General features: G+C 73.5%; 16 protein-coding genes. 6 read left to right on the forward strand and 10 right to left on the reverse strand.

The genetic code is table 11. The features are described from left to right. Window positions 1–48: 48 nt before the first annotated feature. The gene (gene lysS, locus ACZ3IL_RS17920) at window positions 49–1,815 is read left to right on the forward strand and encodes a lysine--tRNA ligase (RefSeq protein WP_467391372.1); all 1,767 of its coding nucleotides are present in this window, start codon (window positions 49–51) and stop codon (window positions 1,813–1,815) included. A gap of 88 nt (window positions 1,816–1,903) precedes the next feature. Here the strand turns inward: lysS and ACZ3IL_RS17925 are convergent, their stop codons facing one another. The 3 genes from ACZ3IL_RS17925 to ACZ3IL_RS17935 form a co-directional block, all read right to left on the reverse strand. Continuing rightward, window positions 1,904–3,181: a DUF2637 domain-containing protein gene (locus ACZ3IL_RS17925; protein ID WP_467391373.1), complete on the reverse strand. Its 1,278-nt coding sequence runs from the start codon at window positions 3,179–3,181 to the stop codon at window positions 1,904–1,906. 125 nt (window positions 3,182–3,306) lie between these two features. Next, on the reverse strand, window positions 3,307–4,041 hold the full coding sequence (locus ACZ3IL_RS17930; RefSeq protein WP_467391374.1) for a DUF3558 domain-containing protein: 735 nt from the start codon (window positions 4,039–4,041) through the stop codon (window positions 3,307–3,309). Between the two features lie 124 nt (window positions 4,042–4,165). Next, window positions 4,166–5,137 (reverse strand): DUF3558 domain-containing protein, encoded by a 972-nt coding sequence (locus tag ACZ3IL_RS17935; RefSeq protein ID WP_467391375.1) that lies wholly within the window; start codon window positions 5,135–5,137, stop codon window positions 4,166–4,168. A gap of 174 nt (window positions 5,138–5,311) precedes the next feature. Between ACZ3IL_RS17935 and ACZ3IL_RS17940 the strand changes: the two genes are divergently transcribed. After that, window positions 5,312–6,505: an RtcB family protein gene (locus ACZ3IL_RS17940; protein WP_467391376.1), complete on the forward strand. Its 1,194-nt coding sequence runs from the start codon at window positions 5,312–5,314 to the stop codon at window positions 6,503–6,505. A 133-nt stretch (window positions 6,506–6,638) separates the two neighbouring features. Here ACZ3IL_RS17940 and ACZ3IL_RS17945 read toward each other — a convergent pair whose 3' ends face one another. After that, window positions 6,639–7,403: an SDR family NAD(P)-dependent oxidoreductase gene (locus tag ACZ3IL_RS17945; protein ID WP_467391377.1), complete on the reverse strand. Its 765-nt coding sequence runs from the start codon at window positions 7,401–7,403 to the stop codon at window positions 6,639–6,641. Window positions 7,404–7,561: 158 nt separating this feature from the next. Here ACZ3IL_RS17945 and ACZ3IL_RS17950 point away from each other — a divergent pair, with 158 nt between their 5' ends. Both ACZ3IL_RS17950 and ACZ3IL_RS17955 read left to right on the forward strand, forming a co-directional pair. Then, window positions 7,562–8,044 carry a hypothetical protein gene (locus ACZ3IL_RS17950; protein WP_467391378.1) on the forward strand — a complete coding sequence of 161 codons (483 nt, stop codon included), beginning with the start codon at window positions 7,562–7,564 and terminating at the stop codon, window positions 8,042–8,044. 58 nt (window positions 8,045–8,102) lie between these two features. After that, window positions 8,103–8,660 carry a MarR family winged helix-turn-helix transcriptional regulator gene (locus ACZ3IL_RS17955; protein WP_467391379.1) on the forward strand — a complete coding sequence of 186 codons (558 nt, stop codon included), beginning with the start codon at window positions 8,103–8,105 and terminating at the stop codon, window positions 8,658–8,660. Here the strand turns inward: ACZ3IL_RS17955 and ACZ3IL_RS17960 are convergent. The 4 genes from ACZ3IL_RS17960 to ACZ3IL_RS17975 form a co-directional block, all read right to left on the reverse strand. Continuing rightward, window positions 8,657–9,394 carry a Mut7-C RNAse domain-containing protein gene (locus ACZ3IL_RS17960; protein ID WP_467391380.1) on the reverse strand — a complete coding sequence of 246 codons (738 nt, stop codon included), beginning with the start codon at window positions 9,392–9,394 and terminating at the stop codon, window positions 8,657–8,659. The genes ACZ3IL_RS17955 and ACZ3IL_RS17960 overlap by 4 nt on opposite strands. A 226-nt stretch (window positions 9,395–9,620) precedes the next feature. Beyond that, entirely contained in the window at window positions 9,621–10,472 is an 852-nt protein-coding gene (locus ACZ3IL_RS17965) for an NAD(P)H-binding protein (RefSeq protein ID WP_467391381.1), read from the reverse strand. A 190-nt stretch (window positions 10,473–10,662) separates the two neighbouring features. Further along, a complete protein-coding gene (locus ACZ3IL_RS17970; protein WP_467391382.1) occupies window positions 10,663–11,196 on the reverse strand; it encodes a GNAT family N-acetyltransferase in 534 nt (177 codons plus the stop codon). A 14-nt stretch (window positions 11,197–11,210) separates the two neighbouring features. Next, on the reverse strand, window positions 11,211–12,194 hold the full coding sequence (locus ACZ3IL_RS17975) for a DUF6597 domain-containing transcriptional factor (protein WP_467391383.1): 984 nt from the start codon (window positions 12,192–12,194) through the stop codon (window positions 11,211–11,213). Window positions 12,195–12,406: 212 nt separating this feature from the next. On the opposite strand from ACZ3IL_RS17975, the gene ACZ3IL_RS17980 reads away from it, so the two are divergent. Further along, window positions 12,407–12,985, forward strand: a complete 579-nt coding sequence (locus ACZ3IL_RS17980; RefSeq protein ID WP_467391384.1) for a TIGR03086 family metal-binding protein — start codon at window positions 12,407–12,409, stop codon at window positions 12,983–12,985. 180 nt (window positions 12,986–13,165) lie between these two features. After that, entirely contained in the window at window positions 13,166–14,152 is a 987-nt protein-coding gene (locus ACZ3IL_RS17985; RefSeq protein WP_467391385.1) for an ABC transporter substrate-binding protein, read from the forward strand. Window positions 14,153–14,256: 104 nt separating this feature from the next. Here ACZ3IL_RS17985 and ACZ3IL_RS17990 read toward each other — a convergent pair whose 3' ends face one another. Beyond that, the gene (locus tag ACZ3IL_RS17990; protein ID WP_467391648.1) at window positions 14,257–14,658 is read right to left on the reverse strand and encodes a MerR family transcriptional regulator; all 402 of its coding nucleotides are present in this window, start codon (window positions 14,656–14,658) and stop codon (window positions 14,257–14,259) included. A gap of 400 nt (window positions 14,659–15,058) precedes the next feature. After that, entirely contained in the window at window positions 15,059–15,688 is a 630-nt protein-coding gene (locus ACZ3IL_RS17995) for a hypothetical protein (RefSeq protein ID WP_467391386.1), read from the reverse strand. Between the last annotated feature and the right edge of the window lie 129 nt (window positions 15,689–15,817).

The raw sequence follows: 15,817 nt of genomic DNA on the forward strand, positions 1-15,817 counted from the left end.
GGCCGACACGAGACCGCGAGGGGTTCCGCCCCTCCGTGAACGCCCGGCATGAACATCCAGGAAAGATCAAGGAAGAAGGACGTACCGACCGTGGCTCAGAGCAGCACCGAGACCGACTGGGTCTCCCGTTTCGCGGACGAGGTCATCGCCGAGTCGGAGCGACGTGCGCCTGGCAAACCGGTCGTGGTCGCCTCCGGACTCTCCCCCTCCGGCCCGATCCACCTCGGCAACCTCCGCGAGGTCATGACCCCGCACCTGGTCGCCGACGAGATCCGCCGCCGCGGGTACACCGTCCGGCACCTCATCTCCTGGGACGACTACGACCGCTACCGCAAGGTGCCGAACGGCATCGAGGGCATCGACGAGTCCTGGGCCGAGCACATCGGCAAGCCCCTCACCTCCGTCCCGGCCCCCGCCGGCTCGCCCCACCCCAACTGGGCCGAGCACTTCAAGGCCGCCATGGTCGAGTCCCTGGCCGAACTGGGCGTCGAGTACGACCCGATCAGCCAGACCGAGCAGTACACCGCCGGCACCTACCGCGAGCAGATCCTGCACGCCATGAGGCACCGTGCCGACATCGACGCCATCCTCGACCAGTACCGGACGAAGAAGGCGCCGAAGAAGCAGTCGCAGAAGCCCGTCGACGAGGCCGAGCTGGAGGCCGAGGAGGGCTCCGGCGCGGCGGCCGAGGACGACGGCTCCGGCGGCACCTCCGGCTACTTCCCGTACAAGCCCTACTGCGGGCGGTGCGAGAAGGACCTCACCACCGTCACCTCGTACGACGACGACACCACCGAGCTGGCCTACACCTGCACCGCCTGCGGCTTCGGCGAGACCGTCAAGCTCAGCGAGTTCAACCGCGGCAAGCTCGTCTGGAAGGTCGACTGGCCCATGCGCTGGGCCTACGAGGGCGTGATCTTCGAGCCGTCCGGCGTGGACCACTCCTCGCCCGGCTCCTCGTTCGTCGTCGGCGGCCAGATCGTCCGCGAGATCTTCGGCGGCGTCCAGCCCATCGGTCCCATGTACGCCTTCGTCGGCATCAGCGGCATGGCCAAGATGTCCTCCTCGCGCGGCGGCGTGCCGACCCCCGCCGACGCGCTGAAGATCATGGAGGCGCCCCTGCTGCGCTGGCTCTACGCCCGCCGCAGGCCCAACCAGTCCTTCAAGATCGCCTTCGACCAGGAGATCCAGCGGCTCTACGACGAGTGGGACAAGCTGGAGGCCAAGGTCGCCGACGGCACCGCCCTGCCCGCCGACGCCGCCGCCCACTCCCGTGCCGCCCGCACCGCCGCCGGCGAGCTGCCCCGGACCCCCCGCCCGCTCCCGTACCGGACGCTGGCCTCGGTCATGGACATCACCGCCGGCCACGACGAGCAGACCCTGCGGATCCTCACCGAGCTCGACCCGGAGAACCCGGTCACCTCCCTCGACGAGGTCCGGCCGCGCCTCGACCGCGCCGAGAACTGGATCACCAACCAGGTCCCGGCCGACCAGCGCACCATCGTCCGCGACGAGCCCGACACCGAACTGCTCGGCTCCCTGGACGAGCAGGACCGCACCTCGCTCCGCCTCCTCCTGGACGGCCTCGACACCCACTGGTCGCTCGACGGGCTCACCACCCTCGTCTACGGCGTCCCGAAGGTCATGGCCGGGCTGGACCCCGAGGCCAAGCCGACGCCGGAACTGAAGCTCGCCCAGCGCGCCTTCTTCGCCCTGCTCTACAAGCTCCTCGTCAGCCGGGAGACCGGCCCGCGCCTTCCCACGCTGCTCCTCGCCGTGGGGGCGGAGCGGGTGCGGAGGCTGCTGGGCGCGTGAGCGACGCGACGCGAGCGTGAGCACGTGAAAGGGCCGCCGCCCGGATTCCGGGCGGCGGCCCTTTCGCACGACGTCGTGCGGGGGTGGATCAGGGGGTGCGCTGCTCGGCCATCGACTGCCGGATCTCCTCCTGGATCCCCGGGATCAGCCGCTGGAGCAGATCGGGCTCGGGGAACCGCTGGAACCCGTAGTGCAGGGCCACCTGCCGTTCCAGCTCCGCGTACTCCGGGAAGCGGTCGTGCTCCACGGCGTACGTCAGGGTGAGCTTGTGGGTGAGCTCGCGAAGCTCCTCGACCTGCTGGTCCCGTTCCGCGTACGCGGCCTCCTCCGCGCGCTCCGGGGACTCCCCGTCCCGCTCCGGCGGGGGCGCGGCGCCCTCCGGACCTCCCGGGGCGGGGGCCGGGACGGGCTCGGGCTCCACGACGCGCAGGGGGTCGTACGTGCCGGTGTACCTCTTCGTCAGGAGGCTCTGCGCGTCGAACCAGGGGCTTCCGTGGGTCACGTGGGCCGCCGGGTCCACCGCCGCCGGAGCGGCCGGGGGGACCTGCGGGACCCCGGTGGGCGCGAGTTCCTGCGGCGCGTGGGCCTGCGGCTGGGGGAGGGGCCGGGGCCCCTGCGCCTGGTCCTGCGTCAGCTCCCGCGCCTGCTGCTCGTGCGCCACGGACGGCCGCGGCGGCAGCAGGACCGGTTCGATGCCCGCCGCCGCCAGGCCCGCCGGCGCCGTCTCCGCCAGCGGCACCCCGTACCGGGCCAGCCGCAGCGGCATCAGCGCCTCCACCGGCGCCTTGCGCCGCCAGCTCCGGCCGAACCGGGCCTGCAGCCGGGCCTGGTAGATCATCCGCTCCTGCTCCAGCTTGATGACCTGCTCGTACGACCGCAGTTCCCACAGCTTCATCCGCCGCCACAACCGGAACGTCGGTACGGGGGAGAGGAGCCACCGGGTGAGCCGGACGCCCTCCATGTGCTTGTCGGCGGTGATGTCCGCGATCCGGCCCACCGCGTGCCGCGCCGCCTCCACGGCCACCACGAAGAGCACCGGGATCACCGCGTGCATGCCCACGCCCAGCGGGTCCGGCCAGGCCGCCGCGCCGTTGAACGCGATCGTGGCCGCCGTCAGCACCCACGCGGTCTGCCGCAGCAGCGGAAACGGAATCCGCAGCCACGTGAGCAGCAGGTCCAGGGCGAGCAGGACGCAGATGCCCGCGTCGATGCCGATCGGGAAGAAGTACGAGAAGGTGCCGAAGCCCTTCTGCACGGCCAGCTCACGCACGGCGGCGTACGAACCCGCGAAACCGATCCCCGCGATGACCAGCGCGCCGGCGACGACGAGGCCGATGAGTATTCGGTGTGTGCGTGTCAGCTGCATCGCGGCCACCCGCGATCCCTCCCGTCGTTCGACATCCCGCGCGCACAGAGTGGCACACGTGAGCGAAGCCCGGCCTCCGGGGGAGGGACGGGCTCCGTGTGAATGTGCTGTTTCGTGCCGGTTCGCTACTGCTTGTTGGCGGCCTCGACCGCCGCGACGGCCTCCTTGGCCGCGCCGACCGCGCCGTCCATGACGGTCTTCTCCGTCGGGGACGGCGCGCCCGCGTACCCGGCGCCGTTGTACGACAGCAGGACCAGCACGTTGCCCGTGCGCGCGACGACCGAGGCGTAGACGAAGTCCGCGTTCGTCTTGCGCACCTGGTAGGTGACGGTCTTCGCCTCGTCGCCGACGCCCGGGGTCACGACCGTGCGCAGCTTCTTGGCGTCCGGGGTCGCCTCGACCTTCGCCAGCTCCTTCGCGAAGTTCTCCCCCGCGCGCTCCTGGCCGCTGCCGAGCGAGACGTCCGACGCGTACCGGAAGAACGACACGTCCAGCCACCGGTACTGCGAACCCTTCACGCCCTTGTCGTCGAGGCCGTTCCACGAGCAGCCGCCACGGCTGGACGAGTCCGCGGTACCGGTCGGCGTGCCGTTCTTGACCTTCGCCTTAGGAACCAGCGCCTCCGTCGTCTTCGCCGAGATCGACCGGCAGACCTGGGGCAGCTTCGCGAACTTCGCCGCCTCGACCGTCTTCGTCGCCTGCGCCGGCGAGGGGGTGGCGGACGCCGACGCGCTCGAAGCCGCCCCCGCCTTCGGCTTGCCGGAGTCACCGGAGTCCGAGGAGCATCCGGCTGCGACGAGCATCACCGGGACGGCTGCGCAGGCGAGGGTGCGGGTGAGTCGCGAGGCTGATCGCTGCATGGTTCCTTCAGTCGCTTGTCGTACGGTCCGGCCACCGGCCCGGCGGCCGTGACCACCGGTACGGCCACGGGCTACGCCGACACGTTACGTGTTCGGCACCCGCTCACGGAGCGGCACCGGACGGCTACTCCTCCAGGCGCTCGGCGAGCAGCCGGGCCAGGTTCCGGGCCCTTTCCTGCAGTTCCCCGCTGTCCGGAGCCTCGGGGGAACCGGACGTCTGCGCCCGGTAGGAGACGGTCACGAGCACGTTGGATGTGCGGAACACCACGCTGACGACCCGCTGGTGGCTGTTCGCGCCGAGCGTGCCGACCGCGTCGTCGAGGTACGCGGCGTCGCCGAGGCCTTCGAGGACGCGCGGTTCCAGGCCGGTGGGGGCGGGGGTCCCGGAACCGGGGGTGCCGGAACCGGCCGGGGCGGTGGCGGTCGGAGTGGCGGTGGCCGGGCCGGTGGAGCCCGGGGCGGGGGCGCCGCCGCCCGCCGGGTGCCCGCCCGCCGGATCGGCGGGCGCCCCCGGCGGCCGGGACGCGGGAGCCGTGGCCGTGCCGGAGGGCGTACCCGTGACCGTGCCGGAAGCCGGGGCGGCGGGGGTGCCGGCGGTCGTCGGCGGGGCGGTGGGGGACAGGGGGATGTCCGCCGCGAGCTGCTTGCGGACGTACACCTCCTGCGCCCGGTCGTCGTCGCTGACGGCGGTGTCGTACGAGACCACCCGCTCGACGTCGAGGGTGAGCTGGTGCGAGGCGCCGGCGGCGCCGGCCTTCCACGCGCAGCCGACGCGCCGGTCGTTGTCGTAGGTGACGACGGGGCTGCCCCGGTACACCTTGTCGCGCTCGGAATCGGGCAGCCCCGCCGCGCCCGGGAGCATGTCCTTGAGGGTGGCCCGGGGGACGGCGTCACAGGCGTCGAAGAGGGTGCGGTAACGGCCCGGGCGCGCGGCGGCGACGGCCGGGGCCGCCTTGGCGTCGACGGTGACCTCGTCCGTCGGGCCGCCGGAGGAGCAGCCGGTGAGGCCCGCGCCGAGGCCGAGGCCGAGTGCGAGGACGGCGGCGGTACGAGCGGTGGGCCCGGTGCGGCCGGGGGCGTACGTCTTTCGCTGCACGGTCCCAGGCTCCCTTCTCCCGAAGACTTTCCCGAAAACTGTTTGCCGCGCGAACCCGGCCGGTGGACACAATGTCTATCGCACACGCTGCCGTTGATGCCGGTTCCCTGTCACCTGTACGGGCTTTGGCTCCGGTTTTTGCGTTATCGGTCTTTTCGGGGGAATCGAGGGAGTATGTCGTACGTAGAGCTGTCCGGGGCCAAGGTGCCGATCCGGATGTGGGCCGATCCCGCCGCCGTGGACGACGGCGCCCTGCGGCAACTGCAGAACACGGCGACCCTCCCGTGGATCAAGGGCCTGGCCGTGATGCCGGACGTGCACTACGGCAAGGGGGCGACGGTCGGTTCGGTGATCGCGATGCAGGGCGCCGTCTGTCCGGCGGCGGTCGGCGTGGACATCGGCTGCGGGATGTCGGCGGTCAAGACCTCCCTGACGGCGAACGACCTGCCGGGCGACCTCTCACGGCTCCGGTCGAAGATCGAGCAGGCGATTCCGGTGGGACGGGGGATGCACCGGGACGAGGTGGACCCCTCGCGGTTGTTCCGGTTCCCGGCGGCGGGGTGGGACGACTTCTGGTCGCGCTTCGACGGGATCGCGGAATCGGTCAAGTTCCGTCATGAACGTGCTCACAAGCAGATGGGAACGCTCGGATCCGGAAATCACTTCATCGAGTTCTGTCTCGACGAGTCGGGTGCGGTCTGGCTGATGCTGCACTCCGGATCGCGGAACATCGGCAAGGAGCTGGCCGAGTACCACATCGGCGAGGCGCGGAAGCTGCCACACAACCAGGGCCTGGTCGACCGCGACCTCGCGGTGTTCGTCGCGGACACCCCGCAGATGGCCTCCTACCGGCACGACCTCTTCTGGGCGCAGGAGTACGCGAAGTACAACCGCGCGATCATGATGGCGCTCTTCCAGGAGGTCGTCCGCCGGGAGTTCCGCAAGGCCCGGGTGACCTTCGAGCCGGTGATCTCCTGCCACCACAACTACGTGGCGGAGGAGCGGTACGAGGGCATGGACCTGCTGGTCACGCGGAAGGGCGCGATCCGGGCCGGCTCCGGGGAGTTCGGGATCATCCCGGGTTCGATGGGCACGGGCTCGTACATCGTGAAGGGCCTGGGGAACACGGCGTCCTTCAACTCGGCCTCGCACGGCGCGGGCCGGAAGATGAGCCGGAGCGAGGCGAAGCGGCGCTTCTCGGCGCGGGACCTGGAGGAGCAGACGCGGGGCGTGGAGTGCCGCAAGGACTCCGGTGTCGTGGACGAGATCCCGGCCGCGTACAAGTCGATCGACGAGGTGATCGACCGGCAGCGGGACCTGGTGGAGGTCGTCGCGAAGCTGAAGCAGGTCGTCTGCGTGAAGGGCTGAACCGCTTCGGCGGGCTTCGGGGGAGGCCGGGAAGGCTTCTTGGCCCGGGGCGTCCTGGCCCGGGCCTCGCGTTCCGGGTTTCGGGTCCGGGGAGGGAGGGGGCCGGCGCGTGTGCGCCGGCCCCCTCGCGATTCTACGACTCGCGGTGGACCTTGGTGTTGGAGGCCTGGGCGCGGGGGCGGACGACCAGGAGGTCGATGTTGACGTGCGGGGGGCGGGTGCAGGCCCAGGTGACGGTGTCGGCGACGTCGTCGGCGGTGAGGGGCTCGGCCACGCCCGCGTAGACCTTGGCGGCCTTGTCGGTGTCGCCGCGGAAGCGGGTGGTGGCGAACTCTTCCGTCTTGACCATGCCGGGGGCGATCTCGATGACGCGGACGGGGGTGCCGACGATCTCCAGGCGGAGGGTCTCGGCGAGGACGCGGGCGCCGTTCTTGGCGGCGACGTAGCCGGCGCCGCCCTCGTAGGTGCCGTGACCGGCGGTGGAGGAGAGGACGACCACCGTGCCGTCGCCGCTCGCGGTGAGGGCGGGGAGGAGGGCCTGGGTCATGTGGAGGGTACCGAGGACGTTGACCTCGTACATCCGGCGCCAGTCGTCCGGGTCACCGGTGGCGACGGGGTCGGCGCCGAGGGCGCCGCCGGCGTTGTTGACCAGGACGGCGAGGGTGCGGAAGGCGGTGGCGAACTCGTCGACGGCGGCGCGGTCGGTGACGTCGAGGGCGTACGCGGTGGCCTGGTGGCCGGCGTCGTTGATCTCGGCGGCGAGCGCTTCGATGCGGTCCTTGCGGCGGGCGGTGAGGACGACCCGGTAGCCGGCGGCGGCCAGCCGCCTGGCCGTGGCGGTGCCGATTCCGCTGCTCGCTCCGGTGATGACGGCGATGGGGGTACCGGGGGCGGTCATGGCGTGCTCCTCGCGCAGGTGGTCGGTGTCGTCGATCGCCCGGTCAGGATAGGTGGGGCGTGAAGCGACCGGCGGGGGCGGTCGGGGGACGGACCGGCAGGGACACGCGGACTGTCGGATTGTCGGAAGATGTGAAGTTTCATGGGTATTTTGTGTGCATGCGAGGATTGTGGAAGGCTGCGTTCGGGGCCGTTCTCGCGGCCGCGGTGGTGGCCGTGACGGTGGGCGCGGGTCCGGATGCCGGTGCCGTGGAGCCCGAACCCGAGGCCGATCTGTCCCATCACGGTCACGTCTCCCTCCGGGACGGGCAGGTGGGGGTCTGGCTGGTCAGCGAGAACCACGGGCCCGCCGGTCTCGCGCAGGCGACGGTCCGGATCGCCTTCTCCTTCCCGATGGAGGGCGGACGGGAACTGCCGCCGGCCTGTCTGTGGAGCAGCGACCGGGTGGTGTCCTGCCGTACGGGGGAGCTCCCGGCCGGCGGGACCGGGAGGCTGGGGCTCGACCTGTGGACCGCGGGGCTTCCGGACGAGATGACGGTGGAGATCACCACGGCCTGGCGGGACGGAGCGGTGGACCGCGACCCGGCGAACGACCGCCACCACGTCCTGGTGCTCGCCACCGGCGACCCCTACGTCTTCTGAACCCGCGTTCCTCCCCGCCCGTGACGGCCGCCCGGCGGCCGGTCCGTACGATTGCTGCATGACGCAGAAGAGTTCCGCCCGGCGCGAGGCCCTGATGGGCGAGTTGTACGGGGAGGCCCGCCGCTACATGGCCGCCTACGCCCTGTTCAACCAGGCCGTCGCCGACCACCTGGGGCTCCACCCGACCGATGTGCAGTGCCTCAGCCTGCTCGGTCTGGAGGAGGCGCCGGTGACCATCGGGCGGGTGGCCGAGCTGACCGGGCTCACCACGGGTTCCGCCACCCGGCTCGTCGACCGCCTGGAGCGGGCCGGGTACGTGACGCGCGAACGCGACGCCCAGGACCGACGGCGGGTCCTGGTGGCGCTCGTCCCCCGGCGGACGGCGGAACTCGGGGCCCTGTGGCGGAAGCTCAACAGCACCTGGGGCACGATGTTCGACGCCTACAGCGACGCCGAGGTCGCCCTGCTCATCGCCCACATGCGGCGCACCGTCGAAGTGAGCGCCCGGCAGGTCGAGCGACTGCGCGGCGGCGACCTGGACCGTCCGGCCGGGAGCGGCCCGGCGGGCGGGGCGCCCCGGGACGAGCCCGCCCGGACGGGGACGGACGCCTCCTAGCGCGCGGCGGCCCCGCCGAAATCCCGTACCGCGTCGGTGACGATCGCCTCCAGGCGGGCGTGGTGGGCGCCACGCCAGTAGACCCGGTCGCACTCCACGCACTGGGCGAACACGTCGTACGTCTTCTCGGTGCCCTGTTCGAGGCGTTCGCGCACCGCTTCCTTGTCGGCGCCGCTCAGTTTCCCGTTGCACGCCGTGCAGCGGGTCCACGGCGCGAGTGGCGGCGCGAACCGTTCCAGGACGTCCCGGAGCTGCTCCTCCGGCCGGTCGCTGTAGACGTACGCGCCCGCCCACAGCTCCCTGCGGCGCAGCAACCCCCGGTCCCGGGAGAGCATGACGCGCCGCTCCCGCGCGGAGAGCGCGGCCAGGGCCGGGTCGCCGATGTCCTCGCTCTCGTAGGCCGCGTCCACACCCAGCAGCCGCAGCCGCCGGGCGAGGGTGCCGAGGTGCACGTCGAGCAGGAACCGGAGCGGGGCGCCGGGCACCCGCTGGGGCCGGGCGACGCTCTCCACCTCGACCGTCTCGCCCGCGCCGGGGACGTGCGAGGCGTCGACGGGCCGCCCGTCGACCAGGAGCCGCCCGGCTTCGGTGAGGGGAACGCCCAGTGATTCCACGACGTGGCCGAGCGAAGAGGCCCCGTCGGTGATCAGGGGGGTGCGGCCCGAGCGCCGTTCCGCCGAGACGAAGAGCCGCAGGGCGGGGGCGAAACTGATCTGGATCTCCGGTCCGTTCACGGGGACAGGATGGCACCGGGACCGGACGGTCGGCCAGGGGGTTTCCCCGTGCTCCGGTCCGCCCCGCCCCGCCCCGACCCTGCCGGTCCGTCCTCATCCTGCCGGGCCCGCTCCGGCGCACCCGGTCCGGTCCGGCGCACCCGTTCCGGCCGGGCCCGACCGGACTCGGTCCGGTCCGGCCTTCGGCCCCGGCCCTCGCGTCGGGCCGGGCCGGAGGCCGATGTGGTCAGGGGCGGAAGGCCTCCGCGTGGTCGGTGACCCAGGTGGCGAAGGTGCGGGCCGGACGGCCGGTCAGCTCCTCGACGGTGTCGGTGAGGTGGACCGGCCGGCCGTCGTGGGAGGCCCAGTGGGAGAGGAGGGCGTCCGCGAACGCCTCCGGTATGTGGGCGGTCACCGATTCCTTCCATTCTTCCGGCGTGACGGTGATGTGCGGCGCGGGGCGGCCCGTCACCCCGGCGACGATCGCCAGCTGTTCGGTGAAGTCCAGTGATTCGGGGCCCGTCAGCCAGTACGAGGAACCGCGCCGCCGGGGCTCGGTGAGGACGGCGAGGGCGGCCTCGGCGATGTCGCGCTCGTGGATCGGGTCGTTGTGGGCGTGCGGGTACGGCAGGGCCGGTCCGTGGCCGCTCCGCAGGGCGGGCGCCCACGGGAGGGCGTTGGTGGCGAAGGCGCCGGGCCGGAGGACGGTGACCTCGAAGTCCCCGGCCCCGGCGGCGGCCTCCAGGGCCCGCTCGGCCGACAGGTGGGAGGCAGCGATCGCGTTCCCGGCGGCGTCCGGGGCGAGGACGGAAGAGGAGGAGAGGAGGACGACGTGCTCGACGCCGGCGGCGCGGGCCCGCTCGGCGAAGGTGCCGGCGTGCGTGGCGTCGGCGTACAGGAAGACGGAGTCGACGCCCTTCAGGGCGGTGTCGAAGGTGGCCGGATCGGAGAGGTCGCAGCGCACGGTGCCGGTTCCGGCGGGTGGGCGCAGGCCGGCGGGGTCCTTGGAGCCTGCCCTGGCCTCGACGCCCGCGGAGGCGAGGAGGCCGAGCAGGGCGGTGGCGACGCGGCCGCGGCCGCCGGTGACGAGAACGGTCATGAGGAATGCCCTTCCGGGAGGAGCGCCGACGGGGAGGAGACGCCGCCGGTGAGGGCGGAGCGCCGCCGCTCGGCTGCGTGGCGAATATGCTGTGTCACGCAGATGACTATCCGTGGTGACCCGTTGCCCGTCAACCCTGAAAAAACCGGGGGTGCCGTCCCGGTGTGAAGGCCGCCGACCCCGCGCCGGATCAGATCTCCCGGCCCGGGGCCGTCAGGTCGAACCGCCAGTCGTTGCACCGCATCGGGCGCCCCGGCGGGTAGGCGAAGTCCCGCTCGCCCCGCAGTTCGAACCCGGCCCTGCGGCACACCCCGTTCGAGGCGGCGTTGTCCGTCGACGGGAACGCGTGCAGGAAGCGGTGGTGGCCCGCCGCCCGCGCCTCCGCGACCACCGCGCGCGCGGCGGCCGTCGCCACGCCCCGGCCCTGGAAGCCCGGCAGCACGGCCCACCCGGTCTCGTACACCGGCTCGTCGTCCCAGGTCCGGGCCCAGAAGCCGACGCTGCCCGCCACGACCTCCTCCGGGAGCAGCACGACCCGGAACACGCGCCCCGCTTCCGGGGCACCGGCGTTCATCCCCGCGTACCGCAGGTGGCGCCGCGCGAGCTGCTCCTCGGTCTCCGGGCCGCCGAAGTGTTCCGTCATCTCCGGGGTGTTCAGGGCCCGCAGCAGACCGTCGTCCTCTTCGGGCCAGGGTGCCAGGCGTACGCGTGAGGGTTCGTTCATGTCCGTACGGTAGGTCAGGGGTCCGACAGCCCACGGGCGTACGCCGTCGGCGGCACCCCGATCGTCGCCGTGAAGTCCCGTACGAGGTGGGCCTGGTCGCTGTAGCCCAGCTCCGCCGCGAGGGCCGCCCAGTCCGGGGCGCCCACCGCTCCGGCGGTCCCGGCGCGTTCCAGGGCCTCGTGGATCCGGTAGCGCAGGATCACCCACTTCGGGCCGACTCCGACGTGATCGGCGAAGAGGCGCTGGAGCGAACGCGGCGACAGGCCCGACACGGCGGCGAGCCGGGAGACCTTCCGGACCGTGCGGTCCGAGCGGATCAGGTCGACCAGTTCCACGGCCCGGTCGGCGGCCGGATCGGGGACGGGGCCGTGGGCCAGGAGGAAGGCGTCGAGCGCCGCCACGCGCGCGTGGTCCTCGTCGGGGGAGAGGACGGCGGCCAGGACGCCGGGGTCCGCGCCGCCCCCTTCACCCCCGCCGCTTCCCTCGGCCCCGCCGCCCGTTCCGTCGCCCCCGCCACCCACTCCGTCCCCGCGCCCGCCCGTGGCCGCGCCCCCGCCGGTGCCGTCGCGCCCGTGCGCGCCCGCGTCCGGGAACACCTCGTCCAGCGGGACCCGGCGGCCCGTCCACGCCGACACCGGCCACGCGGGCGCGAAGGGACGGAAACCGCCGGGGCGGAACTGGACCCCGCAGACGCGGCCCGAATCCGCCAGCTTCCGGGTGAACAGGCCGAGCCCGATTCCCGAGACCTCGGCCGACGCGCGCGCCTCCCCGGCCGGGGCCCCCGGACGGCCGTACCGCTGGAAGACGACGTTCACCGACGGGTGCGGGACGAGGTGGGCCGCGTACGGCTCCGGCAGCTCCCAGTCGATCAGCCAGTAGTGCTCCAGGTAGGGCCGCAGTTCCGGCGCCGGGGCGTGCCGGCGGAAACGGACCCGGGAGAACAGTCCGGCGGGGTCGACGATGCCCCGGGTGTCCCGGCGGGGGGTGGGGTCGGGCATGGTCCGCATGCTAGGGCGCGGGGCGGACACCCCGCCCGGCCCGCGAGCCCCTGCCCAACCCGCGAGCCCCCACCCATCCGCGAGCCCCGGTCCGGCCCGCGAGCCCCCGCCCGTCCGCGAGCCCCGTCCGGCCCGTGCGCGTCCCGCCCCCGGGCACGTGGCGGCGCGTTTCTTCAAGACCGGGCCGGGCGCGCCCGCCTACCGTCGGACGCATGACGAATGACGACACGCCCCGCATCGGTGACCTGCTCCGCACCGCCGCAGCCGACGCCGTCCCCGTGGTCGGGGGCATCTCCGACGCGTCGCTCGACGCGCCCACGCCCTGCGCCGAGTACGACGTGCGCGCCCTGCTCAACCACCTCCTCCACGTCGTCGTGAACTTCCAGCTCCTCGCCGCCAAGGGGACGCCCGACTTCTCGGAGACCCCGGACCGGGTCTCCGGGGCCGACTGGCGCGGGCTGTTCGAGACGGAGGCGGGGAAGCTGGTCGAGGCGTGGTCGGCGCCCGGCGCCGACGAGGGCACGACCGGCGCCATGGGGCTGCCCGCGCGGACGGTCGGGTCCATGGTGCTGCTCGATCTGACCGTGCACGCCTGGGACCTGGCCCGCGCCACCGGCCGGCCCTTCGAGCCGGACCCCGCCGTGGTGGCGGGACTGACCGGGGAGGTGGAGCGGATGGCGCCGATGGCCCGCGAGAGGAAGGTCTTCGGGGAGGCCGTCGCCCTGCCGGACGGCGCCACCGCCTTCGAGCGCCTGCTCGCGACGACGGGCCGTGACCCGCGCGCCCGGTGACCCGCACGCCCGGTCCTCCGTGGACCCGGCGTCCCGCGCGCCCGGTGGTGCTCCGTGGGCCGCCGGGCCGGGGCCGGGGCCGGACGGCCGCCCCCGGGTCCGCAGGCCCTCTTGTGCGGGCCGCACAACCGTTCCAAGGTGACGGGAGAGGGAGATTCCGGCCGGGGAGGGAACAGCCGCATGTCCGGAGCACAGGCATGGGAATTCACGGACGACAGGGGCGAGGAGCTGCGGGCGGACCACGTGCCGAGGCGGGTGGTCGCGTACGCGCGGGCCGGGGCCGCCCTGTACGACCTGGGGGTGACACCGGTCGCCGCGTACGGCTCCGGGCACGACGGCGACACGCCCGACCCGGCGAAGGCGGGCATCCTGGAGGCGGTCGGCGTGCCGTACCTCGGACCGGGCCGGGACCTCGACGAGGAGGGCCTGAGGGAGCTGCGACCGGACCTCGTGGTCGACGTGACGTACGACGGGAAGAGCCCCTACGCACTGGACGGGGCGCTCGCCGCGCGGATCGGGGTGCCGCTCGCCGTGCTCTCCGTCGGCGGCGAACCCGGCCTGCGGGCCATCCTCGACCGGTTCGACGCGCTGGCCGCCGGTCTGACGTTCCTGGGACCGAACGCCGCGCACGGGGACGCGGGGGAACGGGAGCCCGCCGGGCCCCGGACCGCGCCCCCGGGAACCGCCGGTCCGCAAGCCTCCGGTCCGGAAGCCGTCGGCCCGGAGACCGCGTACCCGGTGACCGCGAGCCCGGCGACCGGACTCGGCCGGGGAGCCGCGCTGGCGGAGTTCGCGTCCGCCGAGGCCGCGCTCCGGGAGGCCGCCGTGCGGACCGGGCTCGGAGTGCTCGCCCTCTCCGGAGCGGGGCCCGACCAGGTGCACCTGGCCCGCCCGAAGGCCTGGCCCGAGCTGGCGTGGCTCTCCGGGATCGGCGTCCGGATGATCGACCCCGGTCCCGGTCCCGGGGCGAACTGGCTCACCACGGACTGGGAGCGGGCCGCCGGACTCCGCCCGGACCTGGTCCTCTTCGACAACCGGGCCCACGCCACGCCGCCGTACGGGCTTCCGTCCGGGGTGCGGCTCGTTCCCTGGAGCCCGGAGATCCCGCCCAGCCCCGCCGCGTACGCCCGTTTCCTCCGCGACCTCGCGGAGGTGCTGGCGCCCTGACCCCGGCCCCGGGGCCACCCTGATCCCGGCCCCGGTCAACCCTGATCCCCGCCCCGCCCCGCCCCCCGTCCGGTCCCGTCCCCGCCCGCCCGGTCCCGTCCCCGTCAGGCCGGAGCCGTCGCGAGGCGGGTGCGGAGGGACTGGGCGAACTCCTCCGCGCGGGCGAGCTGCGTCTGGAGTTCCGCGACCCGCTCGGCGGCGGCCCGTTCGTAGCGGCGGACGCGGGACACGAGCGCGGCCCGCTCGTCCGGGTCGAGTTCGGTGGCCGTCCCCGGCCGGTCGGCGGCCAGCAGGTCCATGGCCCCGAGGAGTTCACGGGACTCGTCGAGCGTGAAGCCGAGCGGCTTCATCCGGCGGACCACCATGAGCCGGGACACGTCCTCGTCCGTGTAGAGCGGGAAGCCGCCCGGTGAGGCCGCCGACGGGGCGACCAGGCCGCTGTCCTCGTACTGCCGGATGGTGCGCAGGGTCAGTCCGGTCCGTGCGGCGACCTCGGCGATCTGCATGGGCTCGCCGGCCGTTCGTACTCCGCTCACGCGTCAGGTCCTTCCTCGTACGGGGCTCCCACAGGGCGTAAGGCGCTCCCACCTGGGGATGAGCACTCCCGTGAGGGGGTACCCCCGCGAGGGGAGCAAGCCCCTCCCGCAGGACGCGACGTCCGCGCATTACATCCCATTCGTCCTAACTTCATCACTTATGAGCACAGGATGTGCGGCGAAACGCCTGCTCGTAGACCGTCCGCCGGAGAACGGGCGGAACGCGGACGCGGTGGAGACCCGCGCGGAGCCGGGGAACCCCGGGGGGGCGGGACGGGAATCGGGGCGGCCGGGCCCGTGGGGCCTCAGGACCGCCCGGGACGGCGGACGGGCTTCCCCGGGCCGGGGAGCGCGGTCGCGCGGTCCGGTCTCACGGCCACACCAGGCAGTACGGCTGGTGCCCCGCCTCGTGCAGCCGGTGGCTGAAGTCCTGCCATTCGTGGAGGAGCCGGTAGACGTCGAAGGCGTCGCGGGGGCCGCCCCGGTCCGGGACGGTGGACCAGATGAAGGCGGCGGCGCCGACCGACTCCTCGCCGATCGCGCGCAGCGGGTCGACGACGGTCATGGGCAGCTTCACGACCGCGTAGTCGGGGTGCAGCACGACCAGTTCCAGCGGGGGCACCCTGTGCAGGGGCATGCCCTGGATGCCGGTGAGGACCATGGCCGCTATGGTCTCCGGCTTGATCTTGGTGAACATGCCGCCCATGCCCAGCTCGTCGCCGCCCAGCTCCTCCGGGCGCATCGAGATGGGGACGCGGGCCGCCGTGGCGCCGTCGGGCGCTCCGAAGTACTTGTACGTCACCCCCAACCGGCTCCTCCCGCTCTCCGCGGCCGGTTCGTCCGGAGAGTCCGGGACCCCCGGCCGGGCCGCCTTCCCCGGCTTGCCCGGAGTTCCCGGGACCGGGTCCTCGGTCCGCCGGCGCCGGTGCCTTCCCCGTCGGGCAGAAGACTCCGGACCCAGGTCTCCCGTCCCCTCGCCCGGTCCGCCACCGCGATGCATATCTCCACCCGACTGCTTTTTCTCGGCAGCACGACTCCGCCGCGCAACCCGATCATCGTGTCAATGACCTCCCCCACGCTCCTGCGGTGAAACACCAGTCCGCGAGAACGCCGTGGCCTCTGACACCAT

The sequence above is a fragment of the Streptomyces sp. NPDC014907 genome (genome assembly GCF_055562975.1).